The 24212-nt window shown below is 37.4% G+C and carries 29 protein-coding genes and 1 riboswitch; of the genes, 22 read left to right on the forward strand and 7 right to left on the reverse strand.

The genetic code is table 11. The features are described 5' to 3' along the window. Positions 1 to 96: 96 nt before the first annotated feature. On the reverse strand, positions 97 to 759 hold the full coding sequence (locus tag CWS20_RS07170; protein WP_066192711.1) for a VOC family protein: 663 nt from the start codon (positions 757 to 759) through the stop codon (positions 97 to 99). A gap of 162 nt (positions 760 to 921) precedes the next feature. Here CWS20_RS07170 and CWS20_RS07175 point away from each other — a divergent pair, with 162 nt between their 5' ends. Both CWS20_RS07175 and csaA read left to right on the forward strand, forming a co-directional pair. Next, positions 922 to 1617: an AraC family transcriptional regulator gene (locus tag CWS20_RS07175; RefSeq protein ID WP_066192713.1), complete on the forward strand. Its 696-nt coding sequence runs from the start codon at positions 922 to 924 to the stop codon at positions 1615 to 1617. 95 nt (positions 1618 to 1712) lie between these two features. Next, positions 1713 to 2045 carry a chaperone CsaA gene (csaA, locus tag CWS20_RS07180; RefSeq protein WP_066192715.1) on the forward strand — a complete coding sequence of 111 codons (333 nt, stop codon included), beginning with the start codon at positions 1713 to 1715 and terminating at the stop codon, positions 2043 to 2045. A 132-nt stretch (positions 2046 to 2177) separates the two neighbouring features. Here csaA and CWS20_RS07185 read toward each other — a convergent pair whose 3' ends face one another. Beyond that, positions 2178 to 2942: a MerR family transcriptional regulator gene (locus CWS20_RS07185; RefSeq protein WP_066192716.1), complete on the reverse strand. Its 765-nt coding sequence runs from the start codon at positions 2940 to 2942 to the stop codon at positions 2178 to 2180. A gap of 88 nt (positions 2943 to 3030) precedes the next feature. On the opposite strand from CWS20_RS07185, the gene CWS20_RS07190 reads away from it, so the two are divergent. The 7 genes from CWS20_RS07190 to CWS20_RS07220 all read left to right on the forward strand — a co-directional run bounded on the left by CWS20_RS07190 (position 3031) and on the right by CWS20_RS07220 (position 7715). Beyond that, positions 3031 to 3726, forward strand: coding sequence for a CPBP family intramembrane glutamic endopeptidase (locus CWS20_RS07190; protein WP_066192718.1), 696 nt, complete (start codon positions 3031 to 3033; stop codon positions 3724 to 3726). 62 nt (positions 3727 to 3788) lie between these two features. Beyond that, complete coding sequence (locus CWS20_RS07195) at positions 3789 to 4109, forward strand: hypothetical protein (RefSeq protein ID WP_066192720.1); 321 nt, start codon at positions 3789 to 3791, stop codon at positions 4107 to 4109. A gap of 14 nt (positions 4110 to 4123) precedes the next feature. Further along, the gene (locus CWS20_RS07200; RefSeq protein ID WP_066192721.1) at positions 4124 to 4696 is read left to right on the forward strand and encodes a hypothetical protein; all 573 of its coding nucleotides are present in this window, start codon (positions 4124 to 4126) and stop codon (positions 4694 to 4696) included. Positions 4697 to 4699: 3 nt separating this feature from the next. Beyond that, a complete protein-coding gene (locus CWS20_RS07205; protein WP_066192723.1) occupies positions 4700 to 5959 on the forward strand; it encodes a hypothetical protein in 1260 nt (419 codons plus the stop codon). Between the two features lie 20 nt (positions 5960 to 5979). Next, positions 5980 to 6453, forward strand: coding sequence for a nucleoside deaminase (locus CWS20_RS07210; RefSeq protein WP_066192724.1), 474 nt, complete (start codon positions 5980 to 5982; stop codon positions 6451 to 6453). Between the two features lie 156 nt (positions 6454 to 6609). Further along, positions 6610 to 7302: a DsbA family protein gene (locus tag CWS20_RS07215; RefSeq protein WP_066192726.1), complete on the forward strand. Its 693-nt coding sequence runs from the start codon at positions 6610 to 6612 to the stop codon at positions 7300 to 7302. Then, entirely contained in the window at positions 7302 to 7715 is a 414-nt protein-coding gene (locus CWS20_RS07220) for a disulfide oxidoreductase (protein WP_066192728.1), read from the forward strand. The genes CWS20_RS07215 and CWS20_RS07220 overlap by 1 nt, the downstream gene beginning before the upstream one ends. Before the next feature lie 41 nt (positions 7716 to 7756). Here the strand turns inward: CWS20_RS07220 and CWS20_RS07225 are convergent, their stop codons facing one another. Further along, the gene (locus CWS20_RS07225; protein ID WP_066192730.1) at positions 7757 to 8044 is read right to left on the reverse strand and encodes a DUF5316 domain-containing protein; all 288 of its coding nucleotides are present in this window, start codon (positions 8042 to 8044) and stop codon (positions 7757 to 7759) included. Between the two features lie 296 nt (positions 8045 to 8340). Here CWS20_RS07225 and CWS20_RS07230 point away from each other — a divergent pair, with 296 nt between their 5' ends. The 5 genes from CWS20_RS07230 (at position 8341) to CWS20_RS07250 (ending at position 13039) form a co-directional block, all read left to right on the forward strand. Next, on the forward strand, positions 8341 to 8760 hold the full coding sequence (locus CWS20_RS07230) for a DUF5391 family protein (RefSeq protein WP_066192732.1): 420 nt from the start codon (positions 8341 to 8343) through the stop codon (positions 8758 to 8760). A 109-nt stretch (positions 8761 to 8869) separates the two neighbouring features. Then, the gene (locus CWS20_RS07235; protein ID WP_066192733.1) at positions 8870 to 9172 is read left to right on the forward strand and encodes a phasin family protein; all 303 of its coding nucleotides are present in this window, start codon (positions 8870 to 8872) and stop codon (positions 9170 to 9172) included. Positions 9173 to 9208: 36 nt separating this feature from the next. After that, the gene (locus tag CWS20_RS07240) at positions 9209 to 10888 is read left to right on the forward strand and encodes an ABC1 kinase family protein (RefSeq protein ID WP_180321505.1); all 1680 of its coding nucleotides are present in this window, start codon (positions 9209 to 9211) and stop codon (positions 10886 to 10888) included. A gap of 174 nt (positions 10889 to 11062) precedes the next feature. After that, complete coding sequence (locus tag CWS20_RS07245) at positions 11063 to 11947, forward strand: DMT family transporter (protein WP_066192736.1); 885 nt, start codon at positions 11063 to 11065, stop codon at positions 11945 to 11947. Positions 11948 to 12277: 330 nt separating this feature from the next. Further along, positions 12278 to 13039 carry a DUF7683 domain-containing protein gene (locus tag CWS20_RS07250; protein WP_066192738.1) on the forward strand — a complete coding sequence of 254 codons (762 nt, stop codon included), beginning with the start codon at positions 12278 to 12280 and terminating at the stop codon, positions 13037 to 13039. A gap of 123 nt (positions 13040 to 13162) precedes the next feature. Here the strand turns inward: CWS20_RS07250 and CWS20_RS07255 are convergent, their stop codons facing one another. Then, a complete protein-coding gene (locus CWS20_RS07255) occupies positions 13163 to 14491 on the reverse strand; it encodes a peptidoglycan-binding protein (RefSeq protein WP_066192740.1) in 1329 nt (442 codons plus the stop codon). 29 nt (positions 14492 to 14520) lie between these two features. Further along, positions 14521 to 14769 carry a hypothetical protein gene (locus CWS20_RS07260; protein WP_066192741.1) on the reverse strand — a complete coding sequence of 83 codons (249 nt, stop codon included), beginning with the start codon at positions 14767 to 14769 and terminating at the stop codon, positions 14521 to 14523. 199 nt (positions 14770 to 14968) lie between these two features. Beyond that, positions 14969 to 15066: riboswitch (TPP riboswitch) on the forward strand. 116 nt (positions 15067 to 15182) lie between these two features. Here CWS20_RS07260 and CWS20_RS07265 point away from each other — a divergent pair. Both CWS20_RS07265 and CWS20_RS07270 read left to right on the forward strand, forming a co-directional pair. Then, positions 15183 to 15938, forward strand: coding sequence for a 3-oxoacyl-ACP reductase (locus tag CWS20_RS07265; RefSeq protein WP_066192743.1), 756 nt, complete (start codon positions 15183 to 15185; stop codon positions 15936 to 15938). A 136-nt stretch (positions 15939 to 16074) separates the two neighbouring features. Beyond that, positions 16075 to 16353, forward strand: a complete 279-nt coding sequence (locus CWS20_RS07270) for a hypothetical protein (protein ID WP_066192748.1) — start codon at positions 16075 to 16077, stop codon at positions 16351 to 16353. 48 nt (positions 16354 to 16401) lie between these two features. On the opposite strand, the gene CWS20_RS07275 is transcribed toward CWS20_RS07270, so the two are convergent. Continuing rightward, positions 16402 to 17823, reverse strand: coding sequence for an aminotransferase-like domain-containing protein (locus tag CWS20_RS07275; protein WP_066192750.1), 1422 nt, complete (start codon positions 17821 to 17823; stop codon positions 16402 to 16404). A 103-nt stretch (positions 17824 to 17926) separates the two neighbouring features. Between CWS20_RS07275 and CWS20_RS07280 the strand changes: the two genes are divergently transcribed. Next, on the forward strand, positions 17927 to 18529 hold the full coding sequence (locus tag CWS20_RS07280; protein WP_066192752.1) for a LysE/ArgO family amino acid transporter: 603 nt from the start codon (positions 17927 to 17929) through the stop codon (positions 18527 to 18529). Between the two features lie 110 nt (positions 18530 to 18639). Next, complete coding sequence (locus CWS20_RS07285; RefSeq protein ID WP_066194218.1) at positions 18640 to 19134, forward strand: DUF1648 domain-containing protein; 495 nt, start codon at positions 18640 to 18642, stop codon at positions 19132 to 19134. A gap of 4 nt (positions 19135 to 19138) precedes the next feature. On the opposite strand, the gene CWS20_RS07290 is transcribed toward CWS20_RS07285, so the two are convergent. Further along, entirely contained in the window at positions 19139 to 19633 is a 495-nt protein-coding gene (locus CWS20_RS07290; protein WP_066192754.1) for a cupin domain-containing protein, read from the reverse strand. Between the two features lie 420 nt (positions 19634 to 20053). Between CWS20_RS07290 and CWS20_RS07295 the strand changes: the two genes are divergently transcribed. The 4 genes from CWS20_RS07295 to CWS20_RS07310 all read left to right on the forward strand — a co-directional run bounded on the left by CWS20_RS07295 (position 20054) and on the right by CWS20_RS07310 (position 24124). Further along, positions 20054 to 21010: an ABC transporter permease gene (locus CWS20_RS07295; protein ID WP_066192756.1), complete on the forward strand. Its 957-nt coding sequence runs from the start codon at positions 20054 to 20056 to the stop codon at positions 21008 to 21010. After that, positions 20997 to 21953 carry an iron chelate uptake ABC transporter family permease subunit gene (locus CWS20_RS07300; protein ID WP_066192758.1) on the forward strand — a complete coding sequence of 319 codons (957 nt, stop codon included), beginning with the start codon at positions 20997 to 20999 and terminating at the stop codon, positions 21951 to 21953. Before CWS20_RS07295 ends, CWS20_RS07300 begins: the two co-directional genes overlap by 14 nt. Beyond that, a complete protein-coding gene (locus CWS20_RS07305; protein ID WP_066192759.1) occupies positions 21950 to 22717 on the forward strand; it encodes an iron ABC transporter ATP-binding protein in 768 nt (255 codons plus the stop codon). The genes CWS20_RS07300 and CWS20_RS07305 overlap by 4 nt, the downstream gene beginning before the upstream one ends. Before the next feature lie 387 nt (positions 22718 to 23104). After that, positions 23105 to 24124, forward strand: coding sequence for a siderophore ABC transporter substrate-binding protein (locus tag CWS20_RS07310; protein ID WP_066192762.1), 1020 nt, complete (start codon positions 23105 to 23107; stop codon positions 24122 to 24124). Positions 24125 to 24212: the final 88 nt, after the last annotated feature.

Consider the following 24212-nt stretch of genomic DNA (forward strand, 5'->3'; position numbering starts at 1 on the left):
TTTCATCGATCGTGCTAAAAGGTCTGACTTAACGCGAAAGTTATAAAAAGGAAGCTGCTTGCAGCTTCCTGTCCTGGAGATGAATGTGTGATTTTACTAGATTTTACTAATGGTATTAATCGTGTTAAAGCGAAATGTTCCTGCATTTTTAACCACAGCTTGAATAGGATAAAACTCTGCCAGCTTATCCGAAAAAAACCATTGACGCTTCTTCTTTACGATTATAAATAATCCCGTTTCTGATCCTAATGGCGTAAGCCCTTCTTTAGTTTCTTTCCAATTATCTATTCCAAGGTCATTCATTTGTTTGACTAAGGAAGGGACATCATCGGTAACGATGCCAACTTCGCTAATGTAAAGCAGCTGCCGTTGATTAAATGTGTCGGTACTGCTGTTTTGTAAATTATGTCTTGCAATGAGCTCAACGATATTGCCGGCAGGATCAGTAAAGTAAATTGCGTGTGCATTCCAGCTTTCAAAATAAACTTCATCCTCGCCTTCCTCGGAATGAAGTGCAACGAGAGAAGTTAACCAACCTTTTGCCTCGCTCAGCAGATTGTGCGGGATATTGATTGTAAAGTGATAAAATGGATTTGAATCCGTTGTATCAGTCCCGATGAAAGTTAATTTTGTACTACCGATTTTAACTGAAAACTCATGCAATAAATCAGAAAGTAATTCTAATTTGAGCTTCTCTGTGTAAAATTCCTTCAAACGTTTTAATTGTGACGTTTGAAGGGTGATATGAGTAAATTCCATTTTTTAATTGCCCCCTTTTTCGATGAGTGTTTTCTATTAATAATTATATTTGTTAGAGAATGTAAATGAATCGAGAGAATGGCTGACCTGCCATACAACTTTTGATGTAGTTGGCATAATGGTACATTATTAATATTCAAACTTAATAGGGAGGTGAATAAGTTGCAAAATAGCAGGCAGGTTTTATGTGAGAAGCGGACATATTCACGAGATTTTCAAGCCCATCACCACGATTTTGGCCAATTCTTATTTCCTTTACAAGGAACCTTGGATTTGCATACAGCAGGGCATCATATCGCTTTGAATCCGGATTACTGCTTTTATTTGCCGCCAGGACATCATCACAATTATCGCGCTACAGGCAGAAATGAATTTTTAATCCTCGACATCCCTAACGTTTATTTGCCGAATGAAACAGAATCAATGTATATGAAGCTTGACCAGCAATGGTCATCTATTCGATTTTTATTAATGGAGGAGTCAAGAGATACACGGACAAATTCAGCTTCATTAAATGATTTAACGAAATATGTGTCACATAAGCTGGAATTATCAAATTCTCCTTCTATTGATTATATTCATAAGCATTATAAAGAAAAAATTAGATTAGAAGATTTAGCAAAAATAGAGCACTATCATCCTGTTTACTATTCATCCTGGTTTAAAAGAAAATTAGGGAAAACCCCAAAGGAATATATTGCAGAGCTGCGTTTAAGAGAGGCAAAACAATTGTTATCTAACACATCAAGCTCTATTACGAGTATAAGTGAAGAACTAGGGTTCGAGAATTTGTCCTCATTTTCGAGATGGTTTGTCAATGTTGCTGGGCAATCGCCACAGAAATTTAGAAAAACTTAATTAATGATAAATAACCCCTTAAAAGTTGTAAAGAAAGATGAGCATTACTGCTATATCATTAGTTTTATACAGCTGGAGAAGGGAGATAGGGTAGCATGGTTACGATTGATGATTTTAAAAAATTGGATATCCGGATTGGCACAATTATAGAAGCAGAGCATTTTCGGGAAGCGCGCACGCCGGCGATCAAGCTTAAGGTTGATTTTGGTGCGGAAGTAGGTATTAAGCAATCTTCTGCGCAAATCACAAAGCGTTATTCACCGGCAGGACTCATTGGTCGCCAAGTCGTTGGCGTAATAAACTTTCCACCGATGCGTATTGCAGGATTTAAATCTGAGGTACTCATCGTTGGCGGCGTTCCAAATGCTGGTGATGTCGTGCTTCTAGCCCCAGATGATCCAGTCGAAAATGGAACGTATATTTCTTAAAAGCCTGAACCACCAACAGAGGTGGTTTAGGTTTTTATTTTTTTGATTTAATTAGGAGGCAGCAATATAGTTAACTAATTGAATCGCGAATCGTCAGTGACAAAATCGCAGAGAGAGAATCGAATTGTCATTTTATTTGCTATGCTCATGCTGTTCATAATGAACAATGGCCTTTTCAACAAATTCAAGAATAGGCTGATCTATAGGATAGAGCTGTAATTCAGAGGATGCTTGTTGAGACTTTCGTACTTCCCAAAATTTATTTGCCAATTCTGCATTTCCTGAAAACATTTCCTTAGATAAAACCATTATGTCAAAGGCAATTAGCTGCCCTTCCCTAGATTCTGGGGCTGTCTGATTTTCTAAGCATAATGAAACCCGTTCAATTATATTTATCCACAGTGTGGTTAGCGAATGATTGCTTTCCAACTTAGGGAGCTGAGTATCTATTACTGTCTGTTCATCAGCTGAAAATAAAACCTCCATTAATGCCTCTTTCTTTTGCTTCTTGTCATGTTGTAAATCCTCATTCAATAGCGGGAGCAACTGCTCCCATTCTATTTTTCCTTCTAGCTTAAGAATATTTAAAAGTGTGTTTGTATGATTTAGTGACTGTTGTAATCTATTTAGCTCAATTTCCAGTTTCTTTTTGTGAACATTTAAAGTTTTCTCTGTAGAAGTCAATTTTACAATTTTGCCGATATGATCGAGTGACATCGAAGTAGATTTTAAAAGTTGTATTTTTTGTAAAAGAAGCATGTCGTCAGAAGAATAAAACCTTTTTCCACTTTCATTTTTATATGTAGGTTGTACCAATTTTATTTGATCATAATAGCGAAGTGTTCTAACAGATATATTTAATTTTTTAGAAACTTCTCCGGTTGAATAGTATGTCATTTGTAAACCTCCTAAAAAAAGCTTGTAGGTGACGCAGCGTAACTAGTTAACATTAATGTAACACATTACCATTATAGGGGGATTACATATGGTCAAAAATACCTTCAAATCGATGAACTGGACAAATAAAGATATGATTTTAATGCTCTTTATCACTTTTATAGTAGTGCCGGTTATTATCGAGCTTTTATTGCATCAATTTTTTTATTTTGTTTTTCAGGATCGATTATATTCTGGGACAACGACTGGGTTTGTTATGTCACTGGTGTTTACAGTTTCGGTCTATAGTATTGCTTTAAAGCCTTATGGATTAAAATGGGCTGATGTAGGTTTTAGATCATTTTCTAAACGGTACTGGAAAAGTATAATTGGCTGGCTAATTATATTGATCGTAGCGAGTGTTTTTTTAGTTCTTTTGATGGAGCAGATGAAATTGGGTATTGAGAATAGTAAAACAAATTCTATGCAATCTAATTTAAATTGGCTAACCTTTACAATAGCCTTTATCTCAGCCGCAATCATTTCACCTCTGTACGAGGAGATATTCTACAGAGGGTTTATCTATAAATGGTTTAGAGTAAAGTGGGGTGTAACAGCAGGAATTCTAATTAGTTCGATCATCTTTACGATTGTCCATATTCCTACCTTTAATACCTTACCAGTGAATTTTGTTTCAGGAGTCATCTTTGCCTGGACGTATGAAAAATCCGGCTCGATCCTTCCGGCAATCATCATTCATAGTCTGTTTAATGGAACTGCTGTAATACTTACTGCTCTTGCATAGTGCTCCTTTCATGTATTTGGGTATATATGGTACATTAATTATATACTATTTAAGTGAGCGTGATGGATTTGAATGACATTTTCCCAATCATAAGCTTTGTTGTCGTAATCATTTATTTTATTTCAAAACATAAAGAAGTCTTAAAAAAATTATCTAACAAGCAAAAATTGGGAATGGCAGTTTCATATATTGCAGCGATTTCAGGTGCTGCCAGTTGTATTTATATCGGCGGGAAGTTTTTAAAATCGGTTTTAAGTAATCAGTTCGTCATAACAATCTTTGGTATGGCTCTTATCGTGGTTACACTCTTCATTACTTCATTCATTTTAAATATAGTGATTAAAAAACTGACAGGAGGTCAATTTGATCTTACAAAAGTTTAAGTGGGGGAGATACGTTGAAATTAATTATAGACTCGCTGTTTTTTATTATTATAGGGTTTTATACTTATCAGTTTATTCTCGTATTATTGAAAATGAAGCAAAATATTACTTTTCCTATGGAAAATGAAGAGCTGGAGGACATTAGAATTTATCCTCAAAAGAGTGTGAATTTTCCCTCTTATCAAGAACAGAAATGGAGCATAATCAGCTATGGCATGATTCTTTTATTTGTCGTTAGTATGTATGTGGTTGGTGTGGTGACGGGCTTGTTTAATTGGTCATTTTATTTACTCTTATTTTTGCCGCTCTCCTATTCTTATTCACTATTAAATATGTTTTTCATCGTGGAGGATGGCATTGTTGGTGGGAGCCGTTTTTTGCCATGGAGAAAAATAAAATCATTCGATTTTGTTCCAATTGATATCAATCATCGATACTACGGCCATTCAAAAGAGGTAAATGGCGGCTATGAATTAAAATTAAAATCAGGTTTGCATTCGATTAGTTTAATTGTGACTTCTTCTAGTTTAAAAGAAAAAATCAGTGTGATTATAAATAAGTATGTTTCAAAAAGAAGCGAGGGATAGCAAATGGATTCTAGAATAGAAAAGCTGATACAGCTGACAAAGGAGAAATGGGGGCTGAATGAATATTATCTCCATTCCCATAGTATTGATCAAAGGGTGACAAGCTTCAATGATACATACTATACATTGAGCATGGAGTGGTTCCCAAACGGGGCGGAGATAGAGGAAGGTTTGAATCCTGATGGAACTGCTTCCATCTCTTTAAATATACATAGTGGAAAATATGAGAGCATTATTTTTGTCGGCGGTGTATCATATGCAGCTGGAGTGTGCTTTAAAGATGATGAGACTCACGACATCATTCAATGGGTAGAAACAGAAACCGGACTAACGAACGGGCAAGATTTTCAGTTGGAGAAGGAAGAGGAAGGCCATCTGTATTTCCGCCAATGTCTAAATGGGAAGCCTGTCTCACCGTCTGGATATATTGAATTGAGGTATGATGATTTTAGGCGATTAACCTTTTTCTCTGTCTACCATCAGCAAGTGCCTGGTGCTGTGCTTAAAGAGGAAGAGTTCACTCTTTCAATAGCTGAGATAGAAGAATTAGTTGGAGAACAATTGCAGCTCATTCATTTTCCTAATTATGATGAGCAGCTGATTACGCCTGCCTATGCTATTGAGGAAATTTATATTCGTAATCATTTAAAATCCACGATTGAATATACTTTAGATGACCGAAACCGCTTGGAAATCAAACGTTTGATTGAATGGACTCATCCCTCCACAGGTGATTTTGAAAAAAGAGAGATGTTTCAGAGGTCTAGAGAATATACTGCAGAACAGGCTTTTTCAAAGGAATCGAGCATAGATACTTTGCCAATCACGGAAATGGAGCAAGAAAAATGTATAAGCGCCGTGGAAGAAGTGGTAAGTAAACTATATCCTGCTGAAAGCGGAAAGTGGGAATTGAAAACATTACACCGGGATAACGGCTCGATATATGCAGTGGTGAAGTCGAAAGTGCAAACTGCCAATATTTTCAAGAGGAAGATACTTGTAATGATAGATAAAGATAGCTTTGAACCATTAAATTATATGGACACTTCCTCCATGATGGAGATGTATGATGCATTTGATCAAGCTGGAGAAGTCATGATTTCAAAAAAACAGGCACTGAAAAAAATTCACAAGCATTTAGAATTAAAGCCTATTTACGTGTATAACCATCAACAGAATGCATATGTGCTATGCGGTATGCTCGACTGCCAATATGCAGTCAATGCAGTGAATGGAAAAGTTGTACCGCTGGCTGATTTATAAGTTCCAAGGAGGTAGGTTAATTGGTAAATAAGCATGAGTTTTTTTTACAAAAGGCAATTGATGCAGCTGTGAAGAATACGTCTGTTCATGGCGGTCCATTTGGTGCGATTATAACGAAGGATGGAGAAATCATTGCTGAAGGTGTGAATCGAGTGACTGACCATCATGACCCAACAGCACATGCGGAAGTGATGGCTATTCGTGAGGCTTGTAAAAAACTGAATGCATTTGAATTAAAGGACTGTGTACTTTATTCAAGCTGTGAGCCATGTCCAATGTGTTTAGGTGCTATATATTGGGCGAGGTTAAAGAATGTTTACTACGCTGCGGATAGAAAAGATGCTGCGAAGATTCAGTTTGACGATGATTTCATATACAACGAAATCGAGAAGCAGCCTGAGCAGAGAACATTGCCTTTTATTCATTTATCAATTCATTCCGCACTTGATCCATTTAAAGCATGGGCTAAGCAAATAGATAAAACACAATATTGAAATGCTTATGAGCATTAGACTATAGCATATGCAGCGTTTTTCTATCTTTTGGATTTCTCACAATATATTCAAATTAATTTCATACCAATTTTTCAATTAATATCATTGTTCTGCTAAAATGAAGAGTATACAAGCATACATACAAAGGAGAAAATTATGGCATCAAAAAATTCATCATCTGCATTTAAACTGATTACGTTATTGACGATTATCGTGTTTGCAGCGATTGCCATCATCGTCGTAATTAGCAGCAATAATAAGGAAGAAAGCAATGACAATGATATCGTCTATGATCAGTCACCATCAATAGAAGGACAGCCTGTATTAGGTGAAGAGGCTGCACCTGTGCAAGTAGTGGAATTCGGCGATTTTAAGTGCCCTGCATGTAAAGCATGGGGAGAGAATATTTACCCACAGCTTGTTGAGGATTATGTGAATACCGGTAAAGTGCAATTTTCTTATATGAATGTACTTTTCCATGGAGATGAGTCGAAGCTTGGGTCTGTGGCAGCAGAGGCGGTATTAAATCTTGAACCTGATTCATACTGGGATTTTCATAAGGGACTATTCGCTAAGCAGCCAGAAGATGATCATGATTCACAATGGCTGACAATGGATGCGATCAATGAGGTAGCAGGAGAAACAACAAGTATTGCTCCTGAAGCGCTTTTGGCAGAAATGCAAACAAAAGAAGTGATTGAGGCAGTAAATGTTGATACAACTTTAGTAAATGAGTATGAAGTCAAGCTTACGCCATCTATTATGATTAATGATACAATGCTGGAAGATCCGTTTGATTATGAACAGATTAAACGATTGATTGATCAAGCATTAGAGGAACAAGAATAATGAAAAATAGCCAGATTTCTCTTTATATTGCATGGGTAATCTCAATCGTAGCCACATTAGGCAGTTTATATTTTAGTGAAATTCGTGGCTTTATTCCTTGTGAGCTTTGCTGGTATCAGCGGATATTGATGTATCCCCTTGTACTTATTTTAGGCATAGGGACTTTTTATCATGATGCATCAGTGAAACGAATCGTCATCCCAATGGCCGGCATTGGCTGGCTTATTTCCTTCTATCATTATCTAGTGCAGAAGGTTCCTGGTTTCGCGGAAATTAAACCATGCACAAGCGGGGTTCCATGCAGCGGGCAATATATTAATTGGTTCGGCTTTGTGACGATTCCATTTTTAGCATTAACGGCGTTTACGCTTATTCTTGTCGTAATGTTCACAATGAAAACTAAGAAAAAATAATAAAAAAAGCACATTTTTTGACAGAATGTGCTTTTTCCTTTTTATTTAAGAACCGTTAGCAGTATACCAGCAATAAAGTTTGGCAGTCCGAAAAGTGCCAGCATGTACATGCCCGTATTTCTCTTATCGCGATGATCCTTTGTTTCTGTATGAATATTTGCCCTAATTTGGTCACCGCTAATAAGTGCGCCGCCAAGTACCCCGCTAAGCAAAAAACAAACAATTCCAAGGCCGCCTACAATGTAAATGAATATATCTAAAGAAGTGATAAGTGCGAGAATAAAAAGGGAACATGCTGTAATCGTTCCAATCAGTATACTCTTTTTCATGAAAAACACCCCCACTCTATCATAATAAAATTATTTGGATATTATTACGTATGTTTGCTTCATATCATTGCTTTTATCGTCTCATCCTTCAATGTTCATGATGATAAAATTTGTTAATTAAATTTTTCTCTCATCTTGCCCTATGATTTTATTACCTGCTTTCATAGGGATTCTCCTTTCATAAAAGTCCAGTGTAGTACACATCCATCCTTTCACATTTATGAAATATATGTGAATTTTGAAACCTTTTCCAATTGAAAGCCGTAAATTGGAAAAAGAATTTAAAGGGTGATCGAATGAAAAGGAATATTGTGCTTGCTGCAATGATATCGTGTCTATTATTCTGTGCGTTGATTATTACAGCAACCTTGACGCCGTTATCAAGTATGGGAAACAATGCGAATCAATTTAATGGCTTTGGTATGTGGGTTTCCGTCGGCGGAATTTTAATAATGTATTTAATTCCAGTAGTAATATATATGTTTGGATTAACGTGGATGAAATATGTTATGGTCGTCTTGTGTAGTATAGGGACACTAGTATTTTTGTCAGCTTTTGGTATCGTAATGGTGATTGGCTGGTTCAATGAAATGAGCGATTTTACAAGTGTATTGGTGATTTGTGGATTAGGAACAACAGCTAATATTATTTGGTTTATTTTAGCCTTTCGTTCAGACAAGCATCATTCAATTATGGAGAAGCCAAATTCGATCTAAAGAATTTGGTTTTTTAATCCGGAATTAATATCGTTGTTTTATTATGAAAACTAAAAGGTATACTAACAATATAAATTACGATACATCAGATGAAGGAGGATTTTTTACGATGAAGGATACGATTAAAAAAGGAATGGCACTCGGTTTAGGCCTAGCTGTTGCAAGTAAAGAACAGGCGCAAAAGATGATGGATGATTTAGTAAAGAAGGGTGAAATGACAAGGCAGGAATCAAAGGAATTTATGAATGACGCTTTAAAAAAAGGAGAGGAAAAGCAAACCGAAATGGATAGCATGATGCATGAAAGGATGGCAAAAATGCTAAGTGACTTAAATGTAGCTACAAAGGAAGAGGTCAAGAGGCTTGAGCATAGAATTGTTGAATTAGAAAATCAACTTAACAAACCTGAATAGCTTGTTTTAATTTAGTTTTCGTAAGGAGGAATTCCTATTTTTAAAAATAGATTCCGTCATATTCATCGTTACCGTGAGATTGCTGTCGCTTTTTCAAGGAATGGCTTTGGTTTTCTTGTAAAGGAACTTGGACTCCATGAAGTTTTATCCTTACCTAAAAGAATGCTGGTTAAAAACAAATCAGAACCTCATAGCAAAACAACCGGTGAGAGAATCAGGCTGTTTTTAGAAGAATTAGGGCCTACTTTTGTAAAAGTTGGCCAAATTGCCAGTACTCGTCCTGATATTATTCCTCAGGATATTATTATAGAACTGGAAAAACTGCAGGAACATGTAAATGCCTTTCCGTTTGCCGAGGTAAAAAAAATTGTGGAGCATGAACTCGGGGAAGATTTAAATGTCCTGTTTCGCGAATTTCATGAGGAGCCGCTGGGATCTGCTTCTATTGGCCAAGTACATTATGCCGTACTTCATTCAGGCGAGGAAGTAGCAGTAAAAGTACAAAGGCCGCATATAGAAAAAGGAATGAAGACTGATTTAGAAATCTTACAAGAAATTGCCCGGATAGCCGAACAAAAATTGGAATGGGCGGCAAATTATAAAGTGGAAGCCATTGTTAAAGAGTTTTCAAATGCCTTATTGAATGAATTAAATTATTCATTAGAAGGCAGAAATGCTGAAAGAATCTCTAAGCAATTTAAAGATAATCCGCATTATCGTATCCCTAATGTCTTTTGGGAATATACAACTAAAAAAGTATTAACAATGGAGTGTGTTAAAGGTAAAAGTCTTCTTGAAGTAGAACAATTACAAAGGGAAGGCTATAATACTAAGTTATTAGCTGAGCGGGTGGTTCAAGGGCTGTTTCAGCAAATACTAGTTGAAGGTATATTCCATGCTGATCCGCATCCAGGAAATGTTTGTGCATTACCTGGAAATGTTATTGTGTTTATGGACTTTGGCATGGTTGGAAGGCTGACAGCGGAGATGAAAACAAACTTTGCCTCACTAATTATTGCAATGATGCGCCAAAGTACAGAAGGTGTCATTAAGGCAATTATTCGCATGGGTGTAGTTCCGGATGACGTGGATATGGAACTTCTGAAATCTGATGTTGATTTACTTAGAGACAAGTATTATGATATCCCATTAAGTCAAGTATCCCTTGGTGAGGCAGTCAATGATTTATTTTCAGTGGCCAATCATCATCACATACATATTCCGACAGATCTAACTTTAGTTGGGAAGTCGCTTCTTACGATGGAAGGGCTGGTAGAGAAGCTCGATCCTGAAATTAGTATTGTGAAAATTGCTGAACCTTTTGGCCGCAAATTGATTGTGGATATGTATCGACCGGACCATTTAGCAAAAGATGCTGTTGACCATTTAGGTGAATACGTAGATATTTTCAGAGACACACCAAGGAATCTGAAGCAAATTATATCACTTATTAAAAAAGGCAAGATTCCATTGGAATTGGTTCTGCCAGATAGTGAAAAATTTCTAACAAGGATTGACCGTATTAGCAACCGTCTCGCATTCAGCATTGTTTTACTTGCCTTTAGCATTATCATGGTTGGCCTCATTATCGGTTCAGCCCTAGGCAGACAATCGTCAATGCTCTGGAATATTCCAGCTGTTGAGATAGGCTTTGTGATTGCTTTATTAATGTTTCTTTTCCTTATTTACTCAATATTTAGAGCAGGAAGGTTTTAGACTGTCGAGAATCGCTCGGCAGTCTATTTGTATGCGGAAATTTAATAATAATATTATGCATCCATATTTCGACGCTCACTGGAGTATTAACAAGCTATAATAGGTTCAGATAGCGAATAACAGATATCGCAGTGAAGCTGCTCTTTTTTTAGAGCACAGTAAGGAGATAGATGCATGAATCCATTGAAATTTATATTATTAACCGTATTAACTACTTTTCTCATGGGCTCTTCTTTTGCAGTTGGAAAGCTTGGCTTGGCACATGCTTCCCCATTATTGCTTGTGGCGCTGCGATTCATAATTGCAGGTATCGTGATGGCGATTTTAGTAAGGGTTTTAAAAAGACCGCATCCGCTCAATAAAATAAATTGGGCGAAGATGCTGATGATAGGCGCCTTTCAAACAGCTGGAGTGATGGGGTGTATTTTCATGAGCTTGCGGACAATCACAGCCAGTGAGTCTTCAATTTTAACTTTTACCAATCCGTTACTCGTAATCATATTCGGTACAATGTTCTTGAAAAAGCGCTACCGATTTTATCAGTGGATAGGCGTTTTTTTAGGAATCACCGGTGTTATTATTACATTAGGGGCACAGCTGGAATTTAGAATTGGAATTATATACGGCATTGTATCTGCTGTTTCTTGGGCAATTGCCACTTTATTAGTGAATCAGTGGGGAATACACTTTGATACATGGGTTCTGACAGCTTATCAGATGCTTTTCGGCGGGATTCTTTTGCTGCTCTGCAGCCTGCTATTGGAAGTACCGGTTTTTACTATTAATGCCGAATCAGTTGTTATTCTATTATGGCTGGCGATTATGTCTTCAATTGTCCAATTTGCCGTTTGGTACTATCTGCTGCAAAATAGTGATCCCGGAAAAACAAGCGCGTACCTATTTTTGGCGCCATTCTTTGGTGTCCTAACAGGCTGGCTATTATTAAATGAACCATTAAACCCCTCAATTATCATTGGAGGCGCATTTATTTTTACTGGGATATTTCTTGTGAATAGAAGGTTTCAGCAAAGGGAGGAACAGATAAGGAAGGCGATGTGACAAGTGAAGTACAGAAAAATAACAGAATTTTTGTGTCAGTCGTGAAGTTTGCGTCAGTCGAAGAGATTTATGCGTCGCTGTCACAGTTTATGAGTCAGTCAAAGGGATTTATGCGTCGCTGTCACAGTTTATGAGTCAGTCAAAGGGATTTATGCGTCACTGTCACAGTTTATGCGTCAGTCAAAGAGATTTATGCGTCACAGTCGCAGTGTATGAGTCAGTCGCAGCAGTATATGCACCACTTTGCAATGTTTACACCACTCACAGCTGGCTATGCGTCACGTTCATTATTTTGCATAATCAAACTATATAAGTAAAAGGAGGGGTTATTTGCCTAACCAATGGCCATATCAATTAAGAGTGACTAAATATAATCCAGCGAATCGGGATGCTAATGGATATTATGCAGTCGATGAGTGGATTAGTCCGTCCGATATCGGAGGGACTTTTAACGGAGAATTATTGACGTTGGAGCATTATTTGAATGTAGAACAAGCATACATTGATACAATCATGTCATTTTTAGAGGAATGTCAGGTGGAAACGATGAGGATGTTTATGGTGGAACATCGGGAAATGGATTCAGCATCGTCTTTATATGAACAGAAATTTAATGAAATGGCCATGCAGGAGGATAAGGTTGTTCAGCTGGATGATGTCCCGACCATAGGTAGAATGGTTTTAAGAGACTTTGCCTATTGCCAGCTCGTTGCAACGAATCGCACATTCATTCATTTCGGCTGGGATTATTATATGTATATCGGCACAGTTAAAGAAACGCCTTATGCAATTGCATCTGCAAAAGAAAACGGCTTATTTGCCGAGTGCTATCCTTCTCCTTATCAGATAGGTGAAGAAGACATCATTAGAACGGTTGAATGGGGATTAAAAGAAGAGGAAACGATTGTCGGAGATGAAGAGGTAAAAGGAATTTTAAGGGAAGAACTTCAAAGGGCTTTAAAATTATCAAATGAACATCCAGTGACAGGTTCTTTTTCTATTAACGCTTCGCAGAAAGAATTTTTCCAGCGATACCTTAAGCATGAAATGGACTTTGAAAAATATGATTATTACCTATGGGGAGGAAATTAAATATTAATTGTCGCTTGTTTTCTCTAAAAATCCAAATAAAAAACCACCCGTAAAAAGACTCGACAGTCAGGGTGGTTTCCTAATAGGAAAGCATTTTGTTTTTCTATCCTATCGAATAAGTATTTAAGAGAAAAGTCTTGACCAAGTAGATGGCCCTGGATATCCGTCCGCATCACTGCCTGTCCACCCTTGAGCTTTTTGAAAAGCCTGACATGCCTTTCGATCAGCTTCACTCCATTTTGGACCAGCACCAACAGAATAATATTGACCATATCCTTTTTGGATTAATTTTTTTCCCATAGCAGTAACATATTCATTATTAGCCCCTGAACCAAAAAAGTGTATTCCAGGAAAATTAGATATATTAGGAGTACTTCCCGCTATTTGAAAAAGCTTTTGCCAAGTAGAAGGGCCAGGATATCCATCCGCATCACTGCCTGTCCAGCCTTGTGCGCGTTGGAATTCTTGACAGTTCAGTCTATCAGCTTCACCCCAAGTAGGCCCTGGTCCTACTGTATAATGTTTACCAAAGCCCGCCTTAACCAATTGCACACCTAACATCGTAACGTATTGATTCGAAGCACCCACCCTAAAATACTGTGTACCCGGAAAAGATGGCTGTGTATATGAATTTCCTGAACCATAAATACTTGTTAAACGGCTCCAAGTGCTTGGACCTGGTATTCCGTCCGCATCGCTACCTGACCAGCCTTGAGCTCTTTGGAATGCGGCACATGCTTGTTGGTCAGCAGAAGTGAATTTTGGCCCAGGACCTACTGTATAGTAACTTCCATATCCTGCTTTTACTAACATTTTCCCTAACAAAGTTACATAATTATTATAAGCGCCAATATAAAAATATCGTGAACCAGGAAAAGAGGAAGACCCGCTACTATCATATGGTAATCCGATCGGGACCATTCCGCCTGTTTGTGGCGCAGTGCCACTTCTACTATAATCAATGACGGCTATTCCAGCGAAGTTGCTGGCACTTAAATACCTATATCTTCTAAATACTCCATGAGCAGAGGAGATTAATGGTACACCTGGCCAGGTGTTGCCTTCAATAGTAGAGAACACTTGATGTTTATGATCATATCTCTCTATAATTCCTATGTGTGACCAAAAATTACCCTCTCTAAAAAAAATAAGCCCACCCACAACAGACTTTTCAAAATCTGGATCTCTTTTTGCAGAATATAAAATTAAGTCTCTATCATAAAATTGCCTATGAAGAAAACTTCGATGATATTCAACGCTAGCACTCCTAGTAAATAAATCGCTATTTCCTGATTTTGCTGCACACCAACTCACAAAACTTGCACACCATGGTTGGTAATTCATTCCTATCCATTTTCCATATTTGGTGTCATTATTAGGTCCTTCTAATGTTCCGATCTCACCTGCTGCAACTCTTAACATGTCTAAGCTAATTGGTACAGTAAAATCCATATCATTTTCTCCTAAGATAGATTTAATTGTTATTTGACTAAAGAATCAATATCTACTAAAAGTATATTCGGATCTTGCGGTAATTCTGCTTCTTCTTCTAGAAAGACATCGTTCCACTCATTAGGATCGAGAGGCAAGCTATTTTCATCACCTTCAATTGGTGGAGGATTTGTTTGATCCGCAAAAACTTGCAATGGAATACTCGATGCAGTAATGGAAATAGCACTAACTCCAAGATATTTTAAGAACCTACGTCGATTAATTATTTTCTCAGACATACCGAACCTCCTTCCTATTTATTACATTTATAGCTATCGTACGATATTTAGAAAATTCAGGAAAGATTAAATAGAACTATTATTTTAATAGATAAATAGGATGTTCCTACGTCTAAAATTTCGGATTTAAGAATTTTATAAATATCTTATTGAATAGGATTGTCTATCGCTAAATCCCGTGATAAGATGGCTGTAATTAAAATAATCGCAGGGGGACTCGTCGAGTTGAGAAGGTTAAAACCTGACCCTTTGAACCTGTTCGTTCATACGATCGTAGGGAGCAATGTACATAGCAGCGTAAAGTAAAGATATTTGTATGCTCAAGCTCCCCTCATTGGGGAGCTTTTTATGTTGTGTCATCTATTTCTTCCTGTAAATATTTTAATAATTTGATATAAAAGAGGGTTGTTTTCATGGGTAAAAGAGTTGCTTTAGTTACAGGTGCCAGCCGAGGTTTAGGAGCTGCAATTGCAAGAAAGCTAGCTCAGCAGGGCTGCAATGTGATTGTTAATTATGCCAGCAGCAAAGAGAAGGCAGAAAAAGTAGCTGCTGAAATCGGTCAAGATCAGGCCATTGCCATCCAGGCAGATGTTAGGGAAAAGGCAGAGGTGGAGAGAATGGTTGCAGAAGCGGAGGAGAAATTTGGACCAGTCGATATTGTCATTAATAATGCACTCGTTAATTTTAAATTTGATCCAATTGCTCAGGCTTCAGTAGAAAACTTAACTTGGGAACAATATAATGAACAGCTGGAAGGAGCGGTGAAGGCTTCGCTGAATGTAATTCAGGCTGCTCTCCCTTCATTAAAAGAATCAAGTCACGCCCGAGTGATTCAAATAGGAACAAATTTATTTCAAAACCCTGTTGTTGCTTATCACCAATATACAACAGCTAAGGCTGCTTTAATCGGTTTTACTCGCAATATGGCAAAAGAATTGGGACAATACGGCATTACTGCAAATATGGTTTCTGGCGGTCTGCTTGAAACAACTGATGCAAGTGCTGTCACTACACCAGAGGTCTTTACGATTGTGGCTGAGAGCTCAGCAATGAAGCGTGTGACTCAGCCTGAAGATGTGGCAGAAATGGTTGCCTTCTTGGCTTCACCAGGTGCCAGAGCAGTAACTGGTCAAAATATTGTCGTAGATAATGGCTTAACGATGAACTAAAGAGCATAAAAAAGCTGTCGATCAAACTGTCGGCAGCTTTTTATGATATTATTCACCTTTAGAACCAAATAAACCGGAGACCTTTCGCTGGACTGAGAAAATAAAGCGTGATTCCAGTGATGAATATAATGAGTTTGTGCAGTCTGTAAATCAGCTGTCTGAAAACTGTGAGTCTCTAGAGGAAATAGAAACCGAAGCAAAGCACTTAAATCAATTTCTTCCTCATCTCGATATCATGAATATGAAGGCGACTCTTCTTGATTTATTTGTTAATGATCTTAACTATCAATCAATTAACTTGTTAGTGGTTGCGCTATCATCAAATAAACAGCTGTCGCACTTGCAAAATTTTATTCAGCCGATTAATCACTGGGTATCTGTGATTAAGTCGAGGGAACAGGTCTTAGCTGTTTAACAATTCCATCTTTATAGTCATGTACATTCCGTAGGGCCCCTTTAGATATTAGTCTGAAGGGGCTGTTATCAATTTCTTTAAGGTGAGCAGACCTTCCTCTATTTGCTTAAAATCTGAATAAACATAGGAGAGCCGGAGGTGATGATAATCAGATGATTGATAGATATAGCCAGGATTGATTAACACTTGCTGCTTTAAAAGTTTTAGGAAGAGCTGTTTATTTACGATTGGGTGATTAAGTTTCAGCCATATATAGAAACCGCCTGTCGGTTCGTTCCACGTTGCAAGACCTTGAAAATGCTTCAGTAATAGGGAGTGCATGAAGCTGGCTCTGCTTTGAAGTTTCTTTCTTAGGCTGATGAGGTGGTTCTCATAAAGGCCTGTTTCAATCCAATGAGCAACCAACTGCTGTGAAATCGCGCTTGAACCATAATCTGTCTGCATTTTGATATCAGCCAATCTATCGATAACAGGCTGCGGGCCAACCATCCAGCCAATTCTAAGGCCGGGGCTTAATGTCTTGGAAACACTGCCTACATATAAGACCTGTCCAGTATCATCGAGCGATTTTATCGCTGGAGGAGCGCAATCTTCAAAATTTAGTTCATGATAAACATCATCCTCAATGATGGGGATTTGCAGTGATTTGCAGAGTGAAAGCAGTTGTTTTCTTTCTTCCAGCGATTGTGTGCTGCCTGTAGGGTTATGAAGAGTAGGGACAGTGTACAAAATAGATTGCCTTAGTTTACTCCTATTTTTAAGCTGCTCATCCTGATTGTATGAAACAACCTCCATACCAGCAGATTGAAAAGGGTGAACAGAGTTCAAATATGACGGTGCTTTTTGCCATACGATAGAGCCTCTTTGAAGCAATCCTAAAGAAATGAGCTGTAACGCTTGAAGGGCACCCGATACGATTAAAATATTTTCAGGGGAAGCTTGAAGCTGTCGCCTTTTTAAGTGCTGACTAAGAGCAGCTCTGAGTTTTAAGCTTCCTTTTGGCTCTGAATAGCCAATCTCCCGTGGATGGAGTTTAATCTCCTTTAGTGACTCTTCAATTGTTGATACTGGTAAAAGCGCAGGCGATAATTCTCCAGTCCCTAATCGTATGATGCGCGAGTCATGTTCAAATTCGTTTATCAGCTGGATTGTATGATAATTTGGTTCGTGAATACTTTCAGAAATATGCTTTTCCCAGTGAGGCTGCTTGCTTTTTAATAGAACGTTCCAGCTATTATTGCATACATAGGTGCCGCTGCCAGGCTTCGTTTCAATTAATTCATCTGCGGTTAACTCTTCTAGCACATGAATGATGGTGCTTCGATTGACCTCAAATAGTTCAGCAAGCTTCCTTTGAGAAGGAAGCTTTGTCCCAATTGTCCATTCTCCGGTCTTAATTCTTTCTTTTATCCAATCAATGATTTGTACGTGGAGAGACAAGTGTGAATTGCGGTTTGGCTTCCAGTTCACAGCGTTCATTCCTCCTTGAAATTGGTTGGTTGTTAATCCATCCAATTGGTTGTTTTCTTTCTTTTTATCATAAATATAATGAAGGGGAAAGGAGGAATTGCAATTGGAGCCGTTTGTACATGGATTAATTTTGGCGCTTGGGCTTATTTTGCCGTTAGGCGTGCAGAATGTATTTATATTCTCACAAGGAGCACAGCAGCATACTTATTGGAAGGCAGGACCGGCTATTTTAACTGCATCGGTCTGTGACTCGATTTTAATATTGCTGTCAGTATTGGGAATATCAGCGATAGTGAGCCAAGTGGAACAATTAAGATGGATTTTAATGGGTGCAGGTGCTGTTTTTTTAATATATATGGGGTTTATGATGTGGCGAACAAAGCCAATGGCAGCGGAAAGATTAGAAGTGATGTCTGCTAGGAAGCAAATTTTGTTTGCGCTTTCTGTTTCATTATTAAATCCGCATGCTATTCTCGATACGGTAGGCGTGATTGGCACAAGTGCACTGAGGTATGAGTCATATGATCAATGGATTTTTACTGTGACATGTATGATCGTATCATGGTGCTGGTTTTTCGGATTGGCATTGGCAGGGAGGATGATGAAACGGTTTGATCATTCAGGTCATATACTAATTGTTATAAATAAATGCTCTGCGATTTTCATATGGTTAACTGCCCTATTTATATTGAAGGAATTATTTTAGAAATACATAAAAGGAAGGGTTAATTCATACTTAAATATCTGCCTTTATAGATGAAACCATTTTCCTTTTTAACCGTAAGTATAAGTAAAAAGGAAAGGACATTTAAATATATGAATCGACCTGTATTAAAGATACCGAAGACGAAGACGGAACTGGTTTGGGATATTTTAGGCGGGACCATATTTTTAGGAGCAATCATCTTTTTGATCTTTTATTGGGGACAGATCCCCGATCAAGTACCAGGCCACTATAATGCAGCGGGTGAAGTTGACCGTTGGGGATCCAAGTTTGAACTGTTTATACTGCCAATCATCGGACTATTCCTATGGTTTACGCTTGTGATTCTAGAAAGGTTTCCTCATGTGCATAATTATCCTGAGCGTTTAAATGAATCAAATGCTGAAGCCTTTTATTTGAACAGCAGGAAGCTGTTAAATAGCATAAAAAATTTATGTTTAATTATGTTTGCTTATTTACTAGTACAATCCATTCGCGTAGCTTTAGGTTGGACTGACTCGCTTGGCATGTGGTTTTTGCCTGTCTTGCTAGCTGCTACGTTCATCCCGATTATAATAGGAATGGTCCGTTCATCAAAAATAAAATAGGAGGCTAGTTAGGTAGCACCTCATAAGCCAGCTTTAGGATAATGTCTTTATGCTGCGGGTATTTGCTAAGAAGTTCATCTTGAGTAAATAATTTAAAATCAGCATAATCAAAGCCAGGGGAAACCATACAGCCTACAAGCGAATAGGCGTCCTTCTGCAAGACACTTGATCCGAAGATTGTGTTTTTAGGCACCATAGCCTGAGGGACTTCCCCTTTTTCTATATTCAGGCCCAAATGAACCTCTTCATATACACCATTTTCATGAATCATATGTATCGTTAGTGGGCTGCCCTCATGAAAATACCAAAGCTCATCTGACTTTAATTGATGAAAATGGGAAACATCTTCGGATCTTAGCAGGAAATAGATGCTCGTATAAAGGCTTCTATCTCCGTTAATTGTTTCTGCAGATGAAAAAGTGCTGCTGAAAAATCCTCCCTCAGAATGTGGTTCAAGTTTTAGCTCTCTTATCCAGTCATTTGCAGTGTGTTTTTTCAAAGAAATCTTCCTTTCTTTTATTATTTGAAATTGGCATCCATCGTTTGAAGATTTGCATCATACCATTAAATAAGAACAGATGCTGGCGGATATAGAAACCATCATACATCCATTTTGTTCATAAAGGCAAAGGATTATCAAAGATTTTGGATTGATGTCTAAATGTTGGGGGATACTCCTTCTGCTCCATGCAATCTTCAGTACTGCTAAGTTCAATTTCTTCAAAGGCCGTCTCGGGAATGGCCTTTTTTTGTCTTTTACTACAAAACTCGTTAAATACGAAATTATCTTTCTTTTAAGCTGGCTCTAGTATTTCGGTGTTGATTTTAGATTTTTCTTTATATATAATTGAACTCGTACTTGGAATGATAATCGTTTTCAATTGTCAGACTGAGAATAAACACATTATGAGGATTACAAATGAGAATATGGATGTTAATAATCGCAGCTGTAGTCCTGTCATTTATATCGCTATTTATCGGGGCGATTGATATAAAGCCGAGTGACTTGCTCGACTTGGATTCTGACAAGACGCAAATCTTTTTAATAAGTCGAATACCTCGTTTAATCGCGATTATATTAGCTGGGGCAGGAATGAGTATCGCAGGTTTGATTATGCAAAGTTTAAGTCGAAATAAATTCGTATCTCCAACAACAGCCGGTACATTAGATGCTGCTAAGTTAGGGATTATGATTTCGATGTTGTTCTTTACGAATGTAACATATACGCAGCAAGTAATTTTTAGCTTTGCATTTGCCTTAGTAGGTACAATGGTGTTTATGCAGATTTTGGATCGTATAAAATTTAAAGATGTCATATTTGTTCCGCTTATTGGGATTATGTATGGGAATATTTTGGGATCGGTTACGACATTTTTTGCCTATGAAGCTGATATTCTTCAAAATATTTCTTCTTGGTTAATGGGGAGCTTCACATTAATTATCGCAGGCCGCTATGAACTGTTATATGTAAGTATTCCAGTAGTAATTTTAGCGTATCTTTACGCAAATAAATTTACTGTGACAGGTATGGGTGAGGATTTTGCAAAGAACTTAGGGTTAAGCTATAAGTTTGTGTTAAATCTAGGGCTTGTCCTTGTTGCCATCATTTCTACAACTGTCGTACTAACTGTCGGCGTTATTCCGTTTTTAGGTTTAATTGTACCTAATATTGTCTCTCTTTATATGGGTGATAACTTGCGGAAAACAATCCCACATACAGCATTATTAGGGGTTGTCTTTCTATTATTATGTGACATTATTGGACGCATTATTGTCCGCCCTTATGAGATTCCGGTTAACGTAACTGTGGCAGTAATCGGTAGTGTGATCTTCTTAATTATGTTATTTAGGGGGAGAGCATATGCGAAAAAATAGTACGAAGTTGATATTTTTAGCGGTATTAGCGATTATTTGTATTTTACTATACGGATTTTATGATATAAAAGGCGGCTTTGATTACGCCTTTCCAAAACGTATGATTCGAGTGACAGCAATGATTGTAACAGGAATTGCGATTGCGTATTCGACGGTCGTATTCCAGACAATTACACATAACCGGATATTAACCCCTTCTGTTATGGGGATTGATTCTATGTATGAAGTAGTGCAAACGCTTATTTATTTTTTTGCGGGATCAATGTCGATTTGGGTGTTAAATAAATATATGAATTTTGGTGCAGCGATTTTCGCCATGATATTATTTGCACTAATCTTATATAGGTTCTTATTCCGAGCGGATAAGCATCCTATTTATTTGCTCCTTTTAATTGGGATGATATTGGGAACGCTTTTAGGTAGCTTTGTCACCTTCTTGCAAGTAATGATTGATCCGGTAGAATACTTAAGTCTCCAAAGCCGGTTATTCGCAAACTTTACTAATGTAAAGGCGGATTTATTATTTATTGCAATGGGCATTTTATTGATTGCCTTTATTTTCGGCTATTTTATTATGGATAAGCTGGATGTTATGTCACTAGGCCGTGAAAATGCAATTAACCTTGGGATTAACTATGATCGCATGGTAATGAATGTATTGATTTTATCGTCAGTTTTAATTGCAACGTCAACAGCACTAGTTGGTCCGATAACGTTCTTTGGCTTAATCGTAGCGAACTTATCCTACCAATTTTTAGTGTCGTACAGGCATTCTGTTTTAATTTTAGGCGCAAGTTTAATTAGTATCATTGCATTAGTCGGCGGTCAATTCCTCATTGAGCATGTATTTGAGCTACGTACGACGATAAGTGTTATTATTAACTTTGTCGGTGGTATTTACTTCATTTATTTATTATTAAAGGAAAGTAGGTCAGCAGGATGATTGAAATCAAAGGTTTAACAAAGCGATTTAGTAAAAAGCCTGTTGTTGAAGACGTAACTGTCACAATCGAGCCGGGGACAATCACATCGTTTATCGGACCGAACGGTGCAGGTAAATCTACACTTCTTTCTATGGTAAGTCGATTATTAGAAGCGGATACTGGTGAAGTATTACTCGATCAAACCAACGTTAAAAAGTGGAAGTCTGATGAGTTTGCCAAGCGAGTGTCGATTTTAAAGCAAGCAAACTATATCAATGTACGACTGACGATTCGCGATCTTGTAGAATTTGGCCGCTACCCTTATTCAAAAGGGCGCCTCAAAGAAGAAGATGAAAAGTTTGTCAATCAAGCAATTGAATATATGAACTTAACAGATATGCAGGATAAGTTTTTGGATGAATTATCTGGCGGGCAAAAACAGCGCGCGTTTATAGCGATGGTTATTGCACAGGATACAGACTATGTATTGCTAGATGAACCATTAAATAACTTAGATATGAAGCATTCAGTTCAAATCATGAAGATTCTTCGAAAGCTTGTGGATGAGCTAGGAAAAACAGTAATCATTGTTCTGCATGATATTAACTTTGCATCAGTTTATTCGGACCGGATTGTCGCATTAAAGGATGGTAAGGTTGTGAAAAATGGACCGACCAACGATATTATTAATTCAGATGCATTGCGTCAAATTTACGATATGGATATTCCAATTCAGGAACAGAACGGCTGCCGCATTTGCGTGTACTTCAACTCACATGCTTAGAACAATAGTATAATCATAGAATCATGCCTAGAGAAATTACTTAAAGGTTAGTTTTTCTCTAGGCTTGTTTTGAGAGATTTAATATTACATCTATTTGTGTATAAGATGAATATTTATGCAGTTGTATCGTTTATACATAAAATAATATAGTGAGCATATAACAAGGCGAATATCAGTCATTTTCCCATTAGGACGGGTACATCTATATGTATCGAAATATGGACTGTATTACCTATTAATTAGTAAATTTCCTAAAAAATTTCAAAATAATTATGCAGAATAGTATTGACGTTAACGATAATAAGCCATATAATGATAATTGTTATCAATGATAATGATTATCATTAATGGTAAAATAAGATAATAGAATAGGGAGAGGTCAGAGACATGAAGAAATGGAAATTAGCTAGCGCATTTTTAGCTATGTCTTTAATGCTTGCTGCTTGTGGTTCTAGTGAAGAAACATCAGAAGAACCAAAAGAGAATACAGCGACTGAAGAGAAAACGAATGCAGCGGAGGAGTCAGCTTATCCGATGACTGTATCTTCAACAATTGGTTCAATTGAAAGCGAAGATGCAAGTACAATTAACTTTGAAGACGTTACATTTGAAAAGATGCCAGAAAAAATTGTCGTTTTTGACTATGGATTCTTAGATACATTAGATGCACTTGGTGTTGAAGGAGTAGTAGGATTAGCTAAAGGTTCTACACTGCCAGCTCACCTTGAAGATTATTCTTCAGATGAGTACACAAATGTCGGTACTTTGAAAGAACCATTACTAGAGGACATCGCTGAAGCTGATCCGGATGTTATTTTCATCTCTGGTCGTCAATCTGTATTTTATGAAGAATTGAAAGAAATTGCTCCTGTAGTATTCGTCGGAACTAACCAAGATGACTATTGGAATACATTCTTAAATTCTGTAGATGTAGCAGCTAAAATGTTTGATAAGCAAGAAGAAGCTGACGAATATCTTAAAAAATTCGACACAGCTTTAGAAGAAATTAACGAGTTGGCAGGTAACTATGAAACATCATTAGTTACTATGTATAACGAAGGTAAATTATCTGGTTTTGCAGCAAACTCTCGTTTCGGATATATTTATGATGTTTATGGCTTCAAGCCAGTAACAGAAAATATCGAAGCCTCTTCTCACGGTTCTAATTTCGGTTTCGAAGCGATTTTAGAATTTGATCCTGAAGTATTATTCGTAATCGACCGTACAGCAGCGGTAGGCGGAGAATCTAATATCAAATCTGATATGGAAAATGAAATCGTTAAGAAAACAAAAGCTTACAAAAATGAAAGAATCGTATACTTAGATGGCCCACTTTGGTACTTAGGTGGCGGCGGCTTACAATCTGAGCTTGCTAAAATCGACGAAGTGCTAGCAGAATTAAAATAAATTATTTTGCATAACGACTGTTCAGATAGTCAGTGAAAACTGGCACGCTCTGGACAGTCTTTTTTATGGTGTTTGTCTTCATTTTATT

The organism is Cytobacillus horneckiae, assembly GCF_002835735.1.
Taxonomy (GTDB): Bacteria; Bacillota; Bacilli; order Bacillales; family Cytobacillaceae; genus Cytobacillus; species Cytobacillus horneckiae.